A 16,929-nucleotide genomic window follows, 5' to 3' on the forward strand; every position below is an offset into this window, starting at 1 on the left:
CATAGACTGCCATCTATGGAATCGGAGGTGGAGGGGTCCGCGTTGACGGTGCTGGCCGACCCGACTCGTTCCCGGATCATCCAACTGATCCGGGATGCCGCCGACGGTCGTGCCATGGTCAGCCGCTTGGCCGACCAGCTCGGGCTGCGGCAGCCGACAGTGAGCCACCACATGGCGGCGCTGCACGCCGAGGGGCTCGTGGTGCGGGAGCCGGAAGGGCGCCGGGTCTGGTACTCGATCAATCCCGACCAGGCGGACCGGATCAGCGCGCTGCTCGGGACGCCGAGCCCGGCAGAGGAACCGGACTGGGATCGGGTGACCGCGGATCTGCAGACCCGCTACCGCGGAACCTTCAGCCCGGAGACCGTCAGTCAATACCTCACGGAGTCCCGCGGTCTCCTGGCATCAAACGCGGGCCCCCTGCTCGCTTCCCGCGCCGCCGCATTCGCCGCCACCCGCCTGGATGATCTTCGGCGCGCCGACCAGGGCGCGGAGACGCCGACCGTGCTGTTCGTGTGCGTGCAGAACGCGGGCCGGTCGCAGCTGGCCGCGGGCATCCTGCGCCAGCTCGCCGGCGACCGGGTCACCGTGCGCACTGCCGGATCCGCACCTGCCTGTGACGTGCGGGCCACGATCGTCACCGCGCTGGACGAGATCGGTGTCGCGCTGGGCGGAGAGTTCCCCAAGCCTCTCACCGACGAAGCCGTGCGCGCGGCGGATGTCGTGATCACGATGGGATGCGGCGACGCCTGCCCGATCTATCCCGGCCGCCGCTATCTGGACTGGGACCTCGAGGACCCGGTCGGCAAGCCTCTCGCCACGGTCCGCGGCATCCGGGACGACATCGACAAGCGCGTCCGCGCCCTCCTCGCCGAACTGCTCCCCGCCTCGCCTGCACGACCCATTCCCTGATCTATAGATACTGGTCTATGCTTTCTCGTAAGAGGAAGCGAGACCACCATGAACGACAAGCCCACAGTCCTGTTCGTCTGCGTACACAACGCGGGCCGGTCCCAAATGGCGGCCGGATTCCTGCAGCACCTCGCCGGCGACCGCATCGAGGTGCTCTCGGCCGGTTCCGCGCCGAAAGACCAGATCAACCGCGTCGCCGTCGCAGCGATGGCCGAAGAGGGCATCGACATCGCATCGAACACCCCGAAGCTGCTCACCGTGGAAGCGGTCAAGGAGTCGGATGCGGTCATCACGATGGGATGCGGCGACGCCTGCCCGATCCTCCCCGGCAAACGGTACGAGGACTGGGTGCTGGACGACCCGGCCGGGCAGGACGCCGACACCGTGCGCCGCATCCGCGACGAGATCCGCGCCCGCGTCGAGACCCTGATCGGCGAACTCCTCCCCGCCGGTGGTGCGGCATGACCACCGGGCGCGGGCAGGAAGGCCTGCTGTCGCCCGACGGTGTGCTGCACCGGGCCTCCGAACGCCTTGCCGAGCATTTCACCGGGCTGGTGGGTGAGGAGACGGTGGAACGGGTCGTGTTCGAGTCGTACACGGCGCTGGCCCGCACCGCGACCGTCACCTCCCATCTGCCTGCGCTGGCCGAGAAGTTCGCCCGCGACCGCCTCACCGCTCTGGCCCAGTCGCGCGGCCTGGTCGACAAGCCGGTGCCGGAGATCCTCTACGTCTGCGTGCAGAACTCGGGCCGCTCCCAGATGGCCGCCGCGATCACCCGGCAACTCGCCGGTCACAGCGTGCACGTGCGCTCCGCAGGCTCCCAGCCCGCCTCCGGGCTGCTCCCCGGAGTGGTGACAGTGCTCGAGGAATCCGGAATCGACCTCAGCGAGGAGTTCCCCAAGCCCCTGACCGACGATGTCGTCCGCGCCGCGGATGCGGTCGTCACGATGGGCTGCGGGGATGCGTGTCCGCTCTACCCGGGCAAGCGGTACCTGGATTGGCAGCTCGCCGACCCGGCCGAGCTCGACCTGGACGGCATCCGCGCCGTCCGCGACGAGATCCAGGTCCACGTCGAGCAGCTCCTCTCCGACCTGCACGTCCAGCCGACGACGACGATCTCGTGACCGCCCGTCCTGCCCTCGCCCGGCGCGCGCTGGGCGAGTTCCTCGGCACGGGCCTGCTCGTCACCGTCGTCGTCGGCTCGGGGATTGCCGCGCAGCGGCTCTCCGCCGACACCGGGCTGCGGCTGCTCGAAAACAGCATCGCGACCGCATTCGGCCTCGCCGTGCTGATCCTGCTCCTCGGCCCCGTCTCCGGGGCCCATTTCAACCCTGTCGTCTCTCTGATGGATGCCGTCCTCGGCCGCCGGGACCACACCGGGCTTCCTGGTCGCGATCTCGCCGTCTACATGGCCGTCCAGGTACTCGGTGCGATCGCCGGGGCGGTGCTGGCGAACGCGATGTTCTCCGTCCCGACGGTGATCTCCGCCACCCAGCGTGCGACACCGGGCACGCTGCTCGGCGAGGTCGTCGCGACGGCCGGCTTGGTGCTGCTGATCGCAGGGCTCAGTCGTGCCTGTGCGACACTGCCGCAGATCGCGGCCGCGGTCGGCGCGTACATCGGCTCCGCGTACTGGTTCACCTCGTCGACGTCGTTCGCGAACCCGGCCGTGACGATCGGGCGCATCTTCACGGACACGTTCGCCGGCATCGCACCTGCTTCCGTCCTCCCGTACCTGGCCGCGCAACTCGTCGGCGCCGCCATCGGGATCGCCCTCACCCTGCTGCTGTTCCCCACGACATCGACCACCACCGTTCCGGCGGTGGCGCTCGTTCCCTCCGATATGGAAGAAGCTTCCTGATGACTCATATCGCAGTGATCGGCGGCAGCGACGCGGGGATCTCCGCGGCACTGCGCGCCCGCGAACTCGACCCCACCGTCGACGTGACGGTCGTCGTCGCCGACGCCTACCCGAACTTCTCCATCTGCGGCATCCCGTACTACTTCACCGGCGAGGTCTCCCCGTGGCAGTCCCTCGCGCACCGCACCCACGGCGACCTGGAAGCGGCCGGGATGGCCCTCCGGTTGAACACCTTCGCCACCGCGATCGACGTCCCCGGCAAACTCCTCACAGTCCGCGACCAGGACGGTCTCGAGCAACAGATCGGGTACGACGAGCTCGTCGTCGGAACCGGAGCACTGCCGTCTTACGCGGGCATCGCCGGGATGGACGACCTCGGACCGGACGACGGCCTTCACGTCATCCACACCATGGGCGACACCTTTGCCCTGCAACGGCAGCTCGACGAGCAGGACCCGCGGTCGGCGATCATCATCGGCGCCGGCTACGTCGGTCTGGAAATGGCCGAAGCGTTCACCGCCCGCGGGATGCAGGTCACCCAGCTGCAGCGCGGATCCGAAGTGCTCTCCACCCTCGATCCGGAACTCGCCGGCCAGGTGCGGACCGAGCTCGAACGGCACGGTGTCGACGTGCACACCGGCACCACCGTCCACCGCATCGAGAAGACTCCTGCCGGGATCACTGCGCACGGCACCCGGGCCGGGCAGCCGGTCACCCACACCGCCCCGCTCGTGCTCGCCGTCGTCGGCGTGCGCCCCAACACCGCCCTCCTCGAACAGGCCGGTGCCACGCTCGGCGCGGGTCGCGCGGTTGTTGTGGACGAGCAGATGCGCACCGGCATCCCCCACGTGTTCGCCGCGGGCGACGGCGTGATCACCCACCACCGCCTGCTCGGCCGCACGTACCTGCCGCTGGGCACCACCTCCCACAAGCAGGGCCGCGTCGCCGGAGAGAACGCCCTCGGCGGCAACGCACGATTCGCCGGGTCCGTCGGCACCCAGGTCGTGAAAGTCTTCGACCTGGTCGCCGCCCGCACCGGACTCCGCGACCACGAAGCATCCGGAGCCGGGTTCCGGCCCCGCACCGTCCAGGCGGCGGCGGATGACCACAAGCGCTACTACCCGGGCGCGCAGCCCATCAGCATCCGCATCACCGGCGACACGCAGACCGGACGCCTGCTCGGCGCGCAGCTGATCGGACGACTCGGCACCGAAACCGCGAAACGCGTCGACACCTACGCCACCGGCCTGCACGCCGGACTCACCGTGGAACAGGTCTCCGAACTCGACCTGTCTTACACGCCCCCGCTCGGATCCCCGTGGGATGCCGTGCAGGTCGCCACCCAGGCCTGGTCCCGCGCCAACGCCCTCACCCCGGTCGGAGCGAGCTCGTGACAGCCCCCACCGTCCTCTTCCTCTGCCAGCACAACGCCGGCCGCTCCCAGCTCGGCGCGCACTTGCTCGAGTACATTGCACCGGGCCGGTTCGACGCCCGCAGTGCTGGCATCGCCCCGGCAGACCGGATCAGCCCCGAGGTCGCGACGGCACTCGGTGAACTCGGCATCGACATCCAGGGCGCGCTGCCGCGTGCCGTCACCGCCGCCGACCTCGAGGACGCGGACGTCGTGGTGACGATGAAGCCCGGGCTTACGCTGCCCGGGCCGGTGGCGGGCGAACTCGTGGGGTGGGAGTTCCCGAACCCGGAGAACTGGGACCTTGCGGGAGTTCGAGTACTCCGAGACCAGATCCATGAGCAGATCAACCACCTCACGCACGGATCACAGGCACAATACCCAGGTCAACAGAGGTAGACCACCGGGGGAGCGAGCCAAGCACTAAGCAAGGAGAGGATCGAGAAGAGGAGCTATGCACGCAGGCACTTCGAGTGACACGCGCATAATCATGACGCACTAACGCATTTGGGCGTAACCTCCAACGTATGCGTGGGGGACTGGAACGCTGGAAACGAGGCGTCGCGTCACATGGCGTGCGGCAAGCCCTCGGCTATGCGTTCGACGGCACCTGCGACTCCCACATCGACCACACCGCAGGCATCGAAGGCGCAGCCCGCTACGGCGGCGATCGCGAGGTCACGCGGTACGTCGTGACCGACGACGGCCTCGCCGAAGATCTCCTCGATGCGTCGCACCTCGAGACCTGGCTGAACGGGGACGATCCCGACTCGCGCGAGCACCGTGGACGCAGGTTGGAGTCTCCTGCCGCGGATCTCGTGCTCGACGGAACGATCAACGCACCCAAGTCGTTCAGCATCGCAGCTCTGCTGGATGAGGATGTTGCCGAAGAGTTCGAGGCGCTGCAGGATCGACTCCGGACCCGCGTGATCCAGACCTGGCAGCGGGAACTGAACGCTCGGCGCGGCACTGGCGGACGCATCCGCGAGAGCCTGCGCCGCATCGAAGTCGTCGAGCTGCAGCATCGCCGCTCCCGCGCACTGGACCCACACATCCACCGCCATCTCTGGCTCAACGTCAAGGTGCAAGGCGACGACGGGCAATGGTCCAACGTGGACTCCCGGGTGGCGATGAAGCTGCACACGGTGATCAACGCGGAGGGCGAACTGGCCGCCCGCACCGACCCGGACTGGATTGCTGCGCTCGCCCGACATGGGTACACCCTCAACGCAGACGGTGAGATCGCGCAGCTCACTCACCTGGTTCGACCGCTGTCGCGGCGGTCGAACCAGATCGAGACGAATAGGGCGACGCACCTGGCGCGGTGGCGGGCCGCACACCCGGGGCAGGAACCGAGCCGGGACATCCTGAATCAGATCGACCGGTGGGCGTGGGCGTCCGGCCGACCCAACAAACCCGACCTGTTCGATGAAACCGAATGGGAGCAGCGGGCCCGGAGCGAGGTCGCCGCACTGGACCCAGAAGTGCTTGGGGATCGCAACCCGATCGAGCCGGCGACGGTCGCACCCGCGGACCTGGATCGCGATCTCTTGGCGGCACTTGCCATCGTTGACGCCGACAATCGTTCCACAGGTTCTGGAGGCCGCTTCAGCCGGTACGACGTGCGCGCCGGAGCAATGCGCGCCGTTGCGGCGACTCGGGTCTGTGCTGACCGGTCACTGTTGCAGGAGGTCATCGACGACGTCACCGCTCGCGCGCTCAACGACACAGTCGACCTGCTGCACGACGAAGCCGACGTCCCCGCGCACATCAAGCACCTGATGTCTGCGCACACTGCCACCCTGAAGCTCGATCTAGTCGCGAAGTTCGACGCCCTGAGCCGACCTGGTGCGGACATCCCACACGAGGAGATGATCCGCTTCGCTGCTCGAACTCTTCCCGCAGACATGACCCTCGACGAGGGGCAGGTGAATGCCGCAGCAGCGATCGCAGGCTCACACCAGCTGGTCACGATTATCGGCCCGGCTGGCAGCGGCAAGACCACCATGCTCCGCCTTGCCCACGCCGCTCTCACCCAGCAGCGCCGTCGCATGGTCATCGTTGCCCCCACGAGGAAGGCGGCCACCGTCGCCGCGCGGGAGATCGGCACCGCCACGTCGAGCCTGCACGCCCTGCTTCTCGATCACGGCTGGCGCCATACGACCAACCCCGCCCGCGAAGAAGTGTGGACTCGTCTCCGCGCAGGTCAGACGGACCCCGCCAGCGGACGCATCTACGACGGGCCGTCGCAATACCCGGTGGGAGCGGGGGATCGGATCGTGGTGGACGAGGCGGGCATGGTCGATCTGCAGACCGCGTACGCTCTCGCGGTCGTGGCGGAGGAGACCGGCGCTGGGATCGTGATGGTCGGCGACGACAGGCAAGCCCGCCCGGTGGGGCATTCCGGGGCGATGGCGTGCATGGCTCGCCGTTCAGGTGCCGTTGTCGAAATGTCCGCCGTGCACCGGTTCCATGACCCGGAGTACGCCGCCCTCACCCTCCGCATGCGCAACTGCGTCACGCCGGAGGAAGCCGCGACGGTTGCGCTGCAGCTCGCGAAGCGGGGGAGCGTCCGACGGGTTGAGTCCGACGAGGCCGCGTGTCGGGCCATGGTCGAGGCGTACGTCCTGCACAGCCGCTCGGGCAAGCGCGTCGCTCTGGTCACTGCCGCAAACTCCGATGCGCACTTGATCAACGAAGCGATCCAACGGAGCCGTCTCGATGCCGGCCAGCTGCTCGATTATCCGGTGGCGTTCGGGCTCGACGGGCAGAGGCTGCTGGTCGGCGATGTCGTGCAGACCCGACGCAATGACAGGGCGACGGGAGTGCAGAATCGTGCGACCTGGATCGTCGACCAGATCAACGGGACGAACATGAGACTGGCATCCACGAGCGACGCCACCGACGTCCGCGTCGTGTCGGACGCGTACGTCGCTCAGCACGTGCATCTGGCCTATGCCACCACGGTGCACGGCATCCAAGGTGAGACAGCGGACGTATCGATCGTCGGTCCCGGCGTCGACGCCGCCGGTCTGTATGTCGGCATGACGCGTGGCCGCGAATCCAACGTCGCCCTTGTCGTAGCGCAGGCCGACGCGGCCGCCTATGTCGATGTCGCAAGGACGCTGCTGCGCTCTTCTCTTGAGGCCACGATCGCGGACTCTCGGCGAAAGGCGATCGCGGAGGTCCAGCGAGCAGCTCGATCGTGGGATCCGTCGCGCTACGATCCGCCCCAGGGTCGGAGACACAGCATGCCTACGACGTCATAGCTCGCTGGGCGCGGCGAGCTCCGCGAGGGCTATCGACCTGTCCGTGGTCGTGGGGGATACTGACGCCATGCCTACCGCCACCCGCACCATTGAGGTCGCCGCGCCCATTGAAACCGTCTTCGCGTTCTTCACTACCCCCACCAACGACATGAAGTGGCGAAGCGCGGTGAAGGAGATGAGCGCGGACGGCGAACCGCGCGTCGGCGGCACGATTCACCAGGTCATCGCCGGGCCCGGCAACCGGCCGATCAACGCCGACATCCGGATCACTGAGTACACCGTTCCCACACGCTATGCCTTCAAGACCGTGGGCGGTCCCGTTCGCCCGGAAGGCAGCTACACATTCGCGACGACGGAGCGCGGCACGAGCGTGACGTTCGCACTCGACGTCGAGCTCACGGGGCTGAAGAAGCTCCTCACGAGCGGTCCCGTTCAGGAGAGCATGGACAGCGAAGTGTCGGGCCTCGAGAAGGCGGCGGCCCTCCTAGAGGAGTAGTTCACGCTCTTCGGTGCGTTCCTCTGGGCTGTCATGTGTCAGGACATCCCTGACAGTTCTGCATCATTAGTTCTCTGACGGTTTCGTCCTGTTTGGTCCTGACACTTCTGGGCCTATCTGTGAGGGATGAGCCGTGTTGAGCCTGTTGATCCTCGTGTCCGTCTCGCGATCACGCAGTGGCCCGCGGACGCGCCCCGCGGCTCGGTGACGACGTTCTGTGTGGAGCACGGGATCTCGAGGGAGACGTTCTACGCGATCCGCAAACGAGCGATCGTGGACGGGCCGGCGGCGGCGTTGGAGCCGCGCTCGAGACGCCCGAAGCAGAGCCCGTCGAAACTGGCAGGTGAGGTCGCCCGGCAGGCGGTCGCGGTGCGGGCCGCGTTGGAGCAGTCCGGGCTCGATCACGGACCGGTCAGCGTGCACGAGAAGATGCGCTCTCTTGGAATGGAACCGGTGCCGTCCACGGCATCCCTGGCACGCATCTTCCGAGACGCCGGGGTCGCGAAGATGGAACCGCGCAAGAAGCCACGGGCGTCGTACCGCCGATTCGTCTATCCCGCACCGAACGCGTGCTGGCAGCTGGACGGCACCGAGTACGTCCTCACCGGGGGACGCAAATGCGTGATCTTCCAACTCATCGATGACCACTCCCGGTACGCGGTCGCGTCCCACGTCGCCTGGGGTGAAACGTCCGAGGGCGCGATCATCGTAGTGAAGAAGGGCATCACCGCGTGCGGTGTCCCGCAGCGACTGCTCTCCGACAACGGGGCCGCGTTGAACCCGTCCCGCCGCGGCGTGCTCGGACAGCTCGTGGTCTACCTGCGCTCCCTCGGCGTGGAGCCGATCACCGGGAAACCGTACAAGCCGACCACGCAGGGCAAGAACGAACGATTCCACCAGACCCTGTTCCGATACCTCGACAAACAGCCCCTCGCCGGCACCCTCGAGGACCTGCAGGCCCAGGTCGACGCGTTCGACACCATCTACAACTCCCAGCGCCCCCACCAGGCCCTGCCGGGCAGGATCACCCCGCAGCAAGCCTGGGACGCCACCCCGATCGCGGAACCACCCCGACCGGCGACCCCGCACACCGCGACCCCGGAACCAACGGAGGACGTCCGGATCAAGAAGGTCCAAGACAGCGGCTCAGTCGAGTTCCGCGGCATCCGATTCGGACTCGGACGCGCGTTCGCTGGCGACCACGTCCGCGTCCAAGACACCGGCCCCACCGTGCAAGTCTTCGACCTCTCCGGCACCCTCATCATCGAACACCCCTGGCCCGAACCCGGGATCCGTTACGTCAGCAACGGTCGCCCTCGCGGCCGCGCACCCATCCGACCGTCAGAGATGTCCTGATACATCAACTGTCAGAGATGTCCTGATACAGAAACGTCAGAGATGTCCTGATACATCACATGCGTTCCTCTGGGCTTGAATTCGGCGTCTGCCCACAATTTGCCCACATCCGTACCAAAACTCCACCCGGTGAGCTCGATCCAAGTCCACTCAACTCCAGGCGAGATCCGCGTGAATTCGCGGATTGTCGGCCAAACCACATCGAACTGCACCGAACTGGATTGCCCGGATTCGGATTCGAGTCCAAGTGGGGGAGCGAAGGCCCGAGGCTCCACCCTCGGGCCTTTTTTCGTGCCTGAACTGGGGTTTTAGGGTCTAGGACCGCAGTCGCCGCTTGAGGTGGCGACGGGCTTGAGAGCGTCGTCTGCCCACATGTGCAGCAGAGCACCCCGCGTGAGGTCGTCGTCGAAAAGGTCCGCGTAGGTATCGAGCGTCATTGCAGCGCTGGCGTGTCCCAGCATGCGCTGTAACGCCTTGACGTTCGCGCCCGCCGAGTTCGCGAGGGACGCGGCGGTGTGCCTGTGCGACTCGGAGCATTGTCATCTTCCCGCTCCCGGCCGGGCCGATGACAGTGAACTATGTCGGGGAACACGTCCGTCTCGCATACGCGGCCACTGGCCACGGGCTCCACCGGGGAGACGACCGATGCCGCCGTTGTCGGACCCGGCGTCGACGCCGGGCTATACGTGCGAATGACCCGAGGCTGCGATCAGAATCAAGACTCGTCATCGCCCGATCCGAACGCGACGCACGAACCGAAACCGCTCAGTGCCTACTCCCCGGACACATCGAGGCCACCACTGACTCTTCCAGGCAAATGGCCGCCAGCATCCGTAGCGGCCTTGAGAAGTGCTCCGCTCAACCAAACGGGACGAAGGGCTCCCCGACTCGCCTAACAGAGATTGTCGTCGAGCCCCCGCCACGCAACACGGCGTTGGAGTGGTCGATCACGTTCGAACCACGTGAGCCCACGGAGATCGAAGCGGACGACATGGGCACCATTCTCGGCAAGGTGGCGGCCGGATACGACGCGACATCGGCGATGGTTTCGGCGCGGCGGGCGAGGAGGGCGACGCGGTGGCCCGAGGCGTGCAAAGCCCGGCCGTGGACGCGCCGATCCCGGACGATGCGCCAGTGATGACCATGACGCGGGCATCAAAGCTGACTCCAGACATGATTCTCCCCTTCGTGGGGCGCTCCGGTTATTCCGAAGTCTCGGGCGCGGTCTGTACGAGGGACGGTCGGGAGCGACCGACGATCAGAGTGATGATCAGCGCGAGGGCTGTGAGGGCGGCGCATGAGAGGAAGACTCCGGGGAATCCTGCGGGGCTTGCGGCGAGGGCGATGATCCCGCCGGAGAGCACGGCTCCGATGCGGCGGGTGTTGGTGAACAGACCGGAGGCGAGCCCAGGCCGGGCAATGACGTCCTGGAAGAGGGTCAGGCCGACGCCGGTGACGGTGGCGAAGAACCAAGCGTTGAGCAGCTGGGCGGCCACCAACCCGATCGGGTCCCGGACGATCGCCATCACCACGTAGTATGCGACGCCAACCGCGCAGCCCACGACGATCAATGTGATCTGGCTGTACTTGCCGGTGAGCCGTCCCAGGAGCAGCAGCGCGGGAATCTCCGCGAGCGCCGCGACGCCGAGCGCCACTCCACCCCAGACCGGGGCCAAGTGCAGAGAGTTGACGGTGAACAGTGCCATCGCGGAGGTGACGACGGTGTTGGTCGCCTGCAGCGCGACGAAGGCGATCATGATGCCGGCCACTCGGGTCCTCGACAGCGGCATGGCCGCCTCGGTGGGTCCGCTCGCGGCGGGCTCAGCGGGCGGACTGGCGCGGCGGAGCAGCAGGATCGAGACCATTCCGCCCGTTGACACGACCACGATCGCGACGATCACAGACTGCACTCCGGCGATGCTGGCGAGGACCATGGCCAGCGGCGGGCCCGCCACCCAGGACACGGAGACCATCGCTCTGGTGCTCAGGATCTGGGCGCGGCCGAGCCCCGCGGCGCGCAGTTGGGCGAAGAACAGCGAGGCTCCGACGCCGGCGGGTCCCCCGAGCACGATCAGAGCGATGATCGCGACGGGCAGCGACCCGGTGAACCCGAGAACGGCGGCCAACGCGACGGTGAGCGCACCGCAGACCAGCATCCAGCTGAGGTAGTTTCCGCGGCGGTCCGCCCAGGCGGGGATCAGGAGGGACGCGACGAACCCGCTTGCGCTGTAGAGCGCGAGGGCGAGTCCGACCTGCGCGTCCGTGGCGCGCAGCTGCGTCGACAGTAGCAGCGCCAGCGCCGGGTTCAGGAAGGCGAACTGGAGTCCCCACGCGAACGCCGAGGTCTGCGCGAGAAGCTTCAGTTGCCGGCTAGGCGGGGAGGCGGTTGCGGCGTCGTTCACAGCTGGGTCCGGTGCGGTTCAGGTTCTTCGGGGTCGAGACATTGCGTCGCGTGGTTGTGGCGGAGCACCGGACAGATCAGTGGCCCTCGTGGCTGAACACCGTTGTGTGCCCGCTCTTGACTTCCGTCTCCGACGTCGCGGCGATGCTGCCGAGAAGTTTGAGGCGCTCTTCTGAGGGTGTGCCGGGCTCGGCGGCGTAGGCGAACATGGACCATTCGGGGTTGCCGGGCAGTTCCATGCCCTCGTAGGTCAGTTCGAGGTCGCCGACCTCGGGATGGTGGATGAGCTTGGTGCCGGTTCGATGGTGGCGGACGTTGTGAGCGCTCCAGCGCTGTCCGAACGCGTCCGAGCGGGTGACGAGTTCGCCGATCAGGTCGGTCAAGCCCTTGTCGCGCGGGTTCTGCCCGGCGTAGGTGCGCAGGGTGGCGACGACGTCGTCCGCGTTCCGCTCCCAATCTGGGAAGAAGGTCCGGGCCGCGGGGCTGAGGAAGACGAACCGTGCGGTGTTGCCCCGTCCGTCAGCGTCCTCGAGCATCGATCGGTACAGCGCACGGCCGAGCGGGTTGGCGGCGACAACGTCCATGTGGCGGTCGCGGACCCATACGGGAGCGCCTGTCACCGCGTCGAGGAATCGTTGGAGGCTGGGCCGGACGGTCTGCTCGGGCCGAGCCCTGCGGCTGCGGGACGGGTGCGGGTCAGCGGCGCGGGCGAGGTCGTGGAGGTGGTCGGTCTCGGCTTCATCGAGGAGCAGCGCACGGGCGACACCGTCGAGGATCTCGGGAGCGACACCGCGCAATTCGCCGCGTTCCATCTTCGCGTAGTAGTCGACGCTGATGTTGGCCAGCGTGGCGACCTCCTCTCGGCGCAGCCCGGGCACACGGCGGCGGCCGCCACCGACGATGCCGGCCTGCGCAGGGGTGACGTTGTCGCGTCGGCTGCGCAGGAAGTCCGCGACCTCTCGTGAGTGCTCCATGGCGTCAACGCTAAGGCGGTCCGGGGCTCGCTGGGGTGTACTGCCAGTACATGGAAGGCCCGACCCTGGTACTGCCCGCCCGCATGACGTGGAATGGAAGCAACCCATCCAGCGGCGAGATATCGAGGCAGCATGAACAGGAAGAGCGTGAACGTCGTGGTCGGAGCCGGCGCTATCGGGCAGGCCATCCTCCGCCGTGTCGGTGCGGGCACGCACGTGCTGCTCGCGGACGTGCGCCAGGAGAATGCCGAGGATGCCGCGCAGGTGCTCGCCGACGCCGGATTCGACACCAGCACGGCTGTGGTGGACGTCTCCTCGCGAGAATCGGTGCACGCGCTGGTCCAGATCGCGGCCGGCCTCGGCGAAGTCACCGGGGTGATCCACTCGGCCGGCGTCTCGGCCAGTCAGGCGTCCATCGAGCAGATTCTGCACGTCGACCTGTACGGCACGGCCCTGGTGTTGGAGGAGTTCGGCCGGGTGATTGCCGCGGGCGGATCGGCCGTGGTCATCGCCTCCCAGTCCGGTCATCGGTTGCCCGCGCTCACCATGGAGCAGGACCGCGCGCTGGCGAGCACACCCGTCGACGAGCTGCTCGCCCTTCCCATGCTCGCACCCGACCAGTTCAGCGACGGGCTGCATGCGTACCAGGTGTCCAAGCGGGCGAACGTGCTGCGCGTCCAGGCCGAGGCCGTGCGCTGGGGTGAGCGCGGGGCGCGGGTGAACGCCATCAGCCCCGGCATCGTCATCACCCCGCTCGCCCGCGACGAGCTGAACGGCGCGAACGGCGCGGGGTACAGGCGGATGATCGAGCTCGCCCCCGCGGGCCGCGCCGGCACCCCCGACGAGATCGGCACCGTTGGCGAGTTGCTGATGACCGAGCGGGGCGCATTCATCACCGGCAGCGACATCCTCATCGACGGCGGCAGCACCGCCTCCCACTTCTACGGTCCGCTCGCGGGGCTCGCGCCGACGCCGAAGGAGGACCAGTGAGCGGCCAGACCCTCTCGAGTCTCCTCGTGGGCGGCATCGGCCGCCACGTCGCCCGCCGCGGCCTCGCCGACGGCCACCGGGTGCACGTTCAAACCGACGGCCAGGCGCCGCGCCGGCTGGCACCGAGGCCGTGACGGGCGACCTCCGTCATGTGTCAGGAGATCCCTGACACTTCTGCGTCAATAGTTCCCTGACGCTTTTGGCCCGTTTGGTCCTGACACTTCTGGGCCCATCTGTCAGGGATGAGCCGTGTTGAGTCTGTTGATCCTCGTGTCCGTCTCACGATCGCGCAGTGCCGGGCCTCGTGATCAATGGGGAAGCGGATGTGCTCCGGGACGAAGGGGAAGCCTTCGGAAGGTGCTGTCCGCCGAGCGCGCAACACTGCAGTGAGCGTGCCCGACACTACCCTGTGTCCATGGAGAGCGATCCCGAGACCACCGCCGCCGTCCGCGCACTGATCGAGCGCACCTACTCGGCGATGTCCACGCCCGGCAGTGACGTCGCGGCACTCTTCGCCGCCGCGGACATGGCCGTCGCGGGTTCCGGTCAGGGCGAGCTCATGTACGGTCCGGAACAGGTGGGCGCCGTGGCCGAGTCCATCGCCTCCGCCGCGCTCGCGTGGAACGTCGAAGACGTGAAGGTGTGGCATCGCGGGGACGTCGCGTGGGCTCAGATCCTCGGTCACGTCGTCGTCCGCGTCGACGGGGAATCCCAGCACGTGCCGTATTGGACCACCGGCGTGTTCGGACGCACGGAGGACGGGTGGGAGTGGCTGTACTGGGGCGGATCCGAACCGCAGGAGAATCCGCGCGTGTGACGCTCCGGCGTGGGCGTGTCTCGTACATCCGATCTACTATGAAGCGTGACCCGAAGTCGCAGATACGAACTTCAGCACGACGCCGCGCAGGACGAGCGGCGGCGCGTCGCTGACACGCGCCCGCAGCCGATCAATCTCCCGGAGGCGGCCTTCGGGCCGCACCCGCTGGAGTTCGGCCGGCGCGCGCAGGTCTGGGCCTGGGTGCCCTTCACCGACGGGCGCCAGTGGCGCCTGCCGGGGGAGGCGGCCGCGTGGAACGACCGGGTCGTGCAATTCGAGTGGTGGTCGCTGAAGGGCGGCGGGACCCGCTCCACCACGGTGTGGCGGCAGGCGGTCACCGTTCGCAGCGGAGCCGACCACAACTGCGATCACTTCCTGCCGTGGCTGACCGAACCACCCGGCGATCAGCGGCGCAGCGTGCGCGAGGGCTTCTCTCCGAACAGCTCCGCATAGTCGGCGGCGAACCGCCCCGGATTGGCGAACCCCCACCGGCGGGCGACCGCGGCGACGTTGACCTGACCGGGCTCCGCGTCGAGGAGTTCGTCGCGTGCGCGGATGAGCCGGACGCGACGCAGGTAGCCGAGGGGAGTGGTCTCCAGTTCCCGCCGGAAGGCGTTCTGCAGAGCGCGGACCGAGACGTGCGCCTGCTGTGCAATGGAATCGACTGTCAGGGGCTCTGCCGGATGATGCTCGATGTATTCGCGCGCGACGCGCACGGCACGCGACAGGCCGCTCGAGTCGCGCATCCGGCCCGGATGGAGCACTTCGATGGGGAAGCCCGCCGTCGACGCGGCCACGACGGCTTCGAACGCCGCGGTGCGGGTGAGGTCGTTGTGGAACACCTCGGGTTCCTGCACGACGCTGCGCCAGGCGTACCCGACGGTGCGCACCCAGTGCTGCCGCATCGCGTCGGAGATCGGCGACGTACCCGCGAAGTCCAGCCGCGCCTCGTCGACACCGAGCCGGCGCGCGGCCGTCTTCGTGAGCCGTTCCAGGTCGACGTTGACCATGAGGAGATCGAGGTGCTCCGACGTGCTCGCTCCGGGTCCGGGCCGGAACAGGAACGGCCGCGCGGTGTCCAGGTTCTCGCTGCGTGACGTCGCGGCGTAGCGTCCGCCGAGGACGAGCCCGAAGGCCGCGACCTGCTCGAACTCCACAGCGATGTCGATCCAGGACGAGATCTTGAACCGGGCGAACGTGACGCCGTCGGCTCCGCGGGTGGTCTGCTCGAACCAGAAGCGCCGCCGCGAGTCGCGCAGGCGTGCGATCGGGTACACGCGCTGGACGATCGCCTCGGCGGTGGCGATGTCGTCGGTCGCGAACGACTCCTCCTGGTACGGCGGCGGCACGGCTTCGGAGTCGCTCGTCGACGCTCCGCCGGATGACGGGGGCTGCACGGTCACTCCTCGTGGGCGCGTCGGATCTCCGCGCCCTCCCGCACCGTCTTGTCCGCCGCGGCATCCTGCTTGTCACTGCGGCGCGTGTCGCGGGGCGGCAGCTGGATCTCCTCCTCGGCGGCGAGGCCGGCCTGGAGCTGGCGCCCGCGGACGAGTTCCGCGTCGAACTCGGCCCCGAACAGCAGCGCGAGGTTCGCGATCCACAACCAGAGAAGGAACACGATGACGCCGGCGAGCGACCCGTAGGTGCGGTCGTAGTGCGAGAAGTATGCGACATAGAGGCCGAAGGCGAGGGTGCCGATCGCGAGCACCACGATGGCCAGGGTGGCACCGGGACTGATCCAGCGGAACGTGGGCTGCTTCACGTTCGGGGTCGCGTAGTAGAGGACGGCGACGAGGAAGATGACGACGATCAGCAGCAGCGGCCACTTGAGGATGCTCCAGGCGAATCGGACGGTCGGCCCCGCCCCGATCGCGCCTCCGACCGCGTCCACCACGCCACCGGAGAGGACGAGCGATGCGGCCACGACGGCGAGGAGCACCACCGTGATCACCGTGACGACCAGCTGCATGGGGCGCAGCTTCCAGAACGGCCGGCCCTCGTCGATCTCGTAGATGCGGTTCATCACCCTGCTGAACGCCCCGACGTAGCCGGAGGCCGACCAGAGCGCGATCACGATGCCGCTCACCAGGGCGAAGCCGGCGCCGGGAGCATGGGCGAGCTGTTCGATGGGTCCGCGCAGCGTCGCGGCGGCGCCACCGGGGGCGACGTTCCGGACCACGCCCAGGACGGCGGCGGCGGCCTGATCGCGCTGGCCGACCACGCCGAGCAACGAGAACACGGCCATCAGCGCAGGAAACAGCGAGAGCACTGCGTAGTACGTCAGTGCCGCGGCGGCATCCGTGCACTGGTGCGCGGAGAACTCCCGGATGGTGCGCTTGGCCACGTAGCCCCACGAGCGCCTGTCGAGCTTGGCCGGCGAGTCGGGTTCGTGATCCTCTTCGGGATGCCGTTCGTCCCGTGTCCTGGTCTCGGTCATGATCT

17 protein-coding genes and 1 pseudogene are annotated in these 16,929 nt (G+C 68.0%); 13 read left to right on the top strand and 5 right to left on the bottom strand.

The window, feature by feature from the left end; genetic code table 11:
- The first annotated feature begins 15 nt into the window (after positions 1 to 15).
- From LK09_RS04745 to LK09_RS04785, 9 genes are all read left to right on the top strand, one after another.
- Positions 16 to 912 carry a metalloregulator ArsR/SmtB family transcription factor gene (locus LK09_RS04745; protein WP_082008061.1) on the top strand — a complete coding sequence of 299 codons (897 nt, stop codon included), beginning with the start codon at positions 16 to 18 and terminating at the stop codon, positions 910 to 912.
- A 48-nt stretch (positions 913 to 960) separates the two neighbouring features.
- Complete coding sequence (locus tag LK09_RS04750; RefSeq protein ID WP_039396660.1) at positions 961 to 1,377, top strand: arsenate reductase ArsC; 417 nt, start codon at positions 961 to 963, stop codon at positions 1,375 to 1,377.
- Positions 1,374 to 2,036, top strand: a complete 663-nt coding sequence (locus LK09_RS04755; protein ID WP_039396663.1) for an arsenate reductase ArsC — start codon at positions 1,374 to 1,376, stop codon at positions 2,034 to 2,036. The genes LK09_RS04750 and LK09_RS04755 overlap by 4 nt, the downstream gene beginning before the upstream one ends.
- Complete coding sequence (locus LK09_RS04760) at positions 2,033 to 2,773, top strand: aquaporin (RefSeq protein ID WP_039396666.1); 741 nt, start codon at positions 2,033 to 2,035, stop codon at positions 2,771 to 2,773. The genes LK09_RS04755 and LK09_RS04760 overlap by 4 nt, the downstream gene beginning before the upstream one ends.
- Positions 2,773 to 4,167: an FAD-dependent oxidoreductase gene (locus tag LK09_RS04765; protein ID WP_039396669.1), complete on the top strand. Its 1,395-nt coding sequence runs from the start codon at positions 2,773 to 2,775 to the stop codon at positions 4,165 to 4,167. Before LK09_RS04760 ends, LK09_RS04765 begins: the two co-directional genes overlap by 1 nt.
- Positions 4,164 to 4,583 (top strand): arsenate-mycothiol transferase ArsC, encoded by a 420-nt coding sequence (locus LK09_RS04770; protein ID WP_052226417.1) that lies wholly within the window; start codon positions 4,164 to 4,166, stop codon positions 4,581 to 4,583. Before LK09_RS04765 ends, LK09_RS04770 begins: the two co-directional genes overlap by 4 nt.
- Positions 4,584 to 4,711: 128 nt before the next feature.
- Positions 4,712 to 7,453 (top strand): AAA family ATPase, encoded by a 2,742-nt coding sequence (locus LK09_RS04775; RefSeq protein WP_052226418.1) that lies wholly within the window; start codon positions 4,712 to 4,714, stop codon positions 7,451 to 7,453.
- Between the two features lie 67 nt (positions 7,454 to 7,520).
- Complete coding sequence (locus LK09_RS04780) at positions 7,521 to 7,949, top strand: SRPBCC family protein (RefSeq protein WP_156138647.1); 429 nt, start codon at positions 7,521 to 7,523, stop codon at positions 7,947 to 7,949.
- A 126-nt stretch (positions 7,950 to 8,075) separates the two neighbouring features.
- Positions 8,076 to 9,305, top strand: coding sequence for an IS481 family transposase (locus LK09_RS04785; protein ID WP_039396672.1), 1,230 nt, complete (start codon positions 8,076 to 8,078; stop codon positions 9,303 to 9,305).
- 308 nt (positions 9,306 to 9,613) lie between these two features.
- On the opposite strand, the pseudogene LK09_RS21055 reads toward LK09_RS04785, so the two are convergent.
- The 3 genes and pseudogenes from LK09_RS21055 to LK09_RS04800 form a co-directional block, all read right to left on the bottom strand.
- Positions 9,614 to 9,826, bottom strand: a pseudogene (locus LK09_RS21055) (site-specific integrase); the annotation flags it as partial.
- Between the two features lie 681 nt (positions 9,827 to 10,507).
- On the bottom strand, positions 10,508 to 11,707 hold the full coding sequence (locus tag LK09_RS04795) for an MFS transporter (RefSeq protein ID WP_052226420.1): 1,200 nt from the start codon (positions 11,705 to 11,707) through the stop codon (positions 10,508 to 10,510).
- Positions 11,708 to 11,783: 76 nt separating this feature from the next.
- Positions 11,784 to 12,680 carry a helix-turn-helix domain-containing protein gene (locus LK09_RS04800; RefSeq protein ID WP_039396678.1) on the bottom strand — a complete coding sequence of 299 codons (897 nt, stop codon included), beginning with the start codon at positions 12,678 to 12,680 and terminating at the stop codon, positions 11,784 to 11,786.
- Positions 12,681 to 12,812: 132 nt separating this feature from the next.
- Between LK09_RS04800 and LK09_RS04805 the strand changes: the two genes are divergently transcribed.
- The 4 genes from LK09_RS04805 (at position 12,813) to LK09_RS20590 (ending at position 14,940) form a co-directional block, all read left to right on the top strand.
- Positions 12,813 to 13,670 (top strand): SDR family oxidoreductase, encoded by an 858-nt coding sequence (locus LK09_RS04805; protein ID WP_039396680.1) that lies wholly within the window; start codon positions 12,813 to 12,815, stop codon positions 13,668 to 13,670.
- Positions 13,667 to 13,804, top strand: a complete 138-nt coding sequence (locus LK09_RS21375) for a hypothetical protein (protein ID WP_156138648.1) — start codon at positions 13,667 to 13,669, stop codon at positions 13,802 to 13,804. Before LK09_RS04805 ends, LK09_RS21375 begins: the two co-directional genes overlap by 4 nt.
- 281 nt (positions 13,805 to 14,085) lie before the next feature.
- Positions 14,086 to 14,487 carry a nuclear transport factor 2 family protein gene (locus tag LK09_RS04810; protein WP_039396684.1) on the top strand — a complete coding sequence of 134 codons (402 nt, stop codon included), beginning with the start codon at positions 14,086 to 14,088 and terminating at the stop codon, positions 14,485 to 14,487.
- 45 nt (positions 14,488 to 14,532) lie between these two features.
- Positions 14,533 to 14,940 carry a hypothetical protein gene (locus LK09_RS20590; protein WP_052226421.1) on the top strand — a complete coding sequence of 136 codons (408 nt, stop codon included), beginning with the start codon at positions 14,533 to 14,535 and terminating at the stop codon, positions 14,938 to 14,940.
- On the opposite strand, the gene LK09_RS21720 is transcribed toward LK09_RS20590, so the two are convergent.
- Complete coding sequence (locus LK09_RS21720) at positions 14,892 to 15,884, bottom strand: helix-turn-helix transcriptional regulator (RefSeq protein WP_197060969.1); 993 nt, start codon at positions 15,882 to 15,884, stop codon at positions 14,892 to 14,894. The two genes, LK09_RS20590 and LK09_RS21720, sit on opposite strands and share 49 nt — an antisense overlap.
- A gap of 2 nt (positions 15,885 to 15,886) precedes the next feature.
- The gene (locus LK09_RS04825) at positions 15,887 to 16,924 is read right to left on the bottom strand and encodes a YihY/virulence factor BrkB family protein (RefSeq protein ID WP_039396687.1); all 1,038 of its coding nucleotides are present in this window, start codon (positions 16,922 to 16,924) and stop codon (positions 15,887 to 15,889) included.
- Positions 16,925 to 16,929: the final 5 nt, after the last annotated feature.

Origin of the sequence: Microbacterium mangrovi, assembly GCF_000802305.1 — a bacterium.
Lineage (GTDB): Bacteria > Actinomycetota > Actinomycetes > Actinomycetales > Microbacteriaceae > Microbacterium > Microbacterium mangrovi.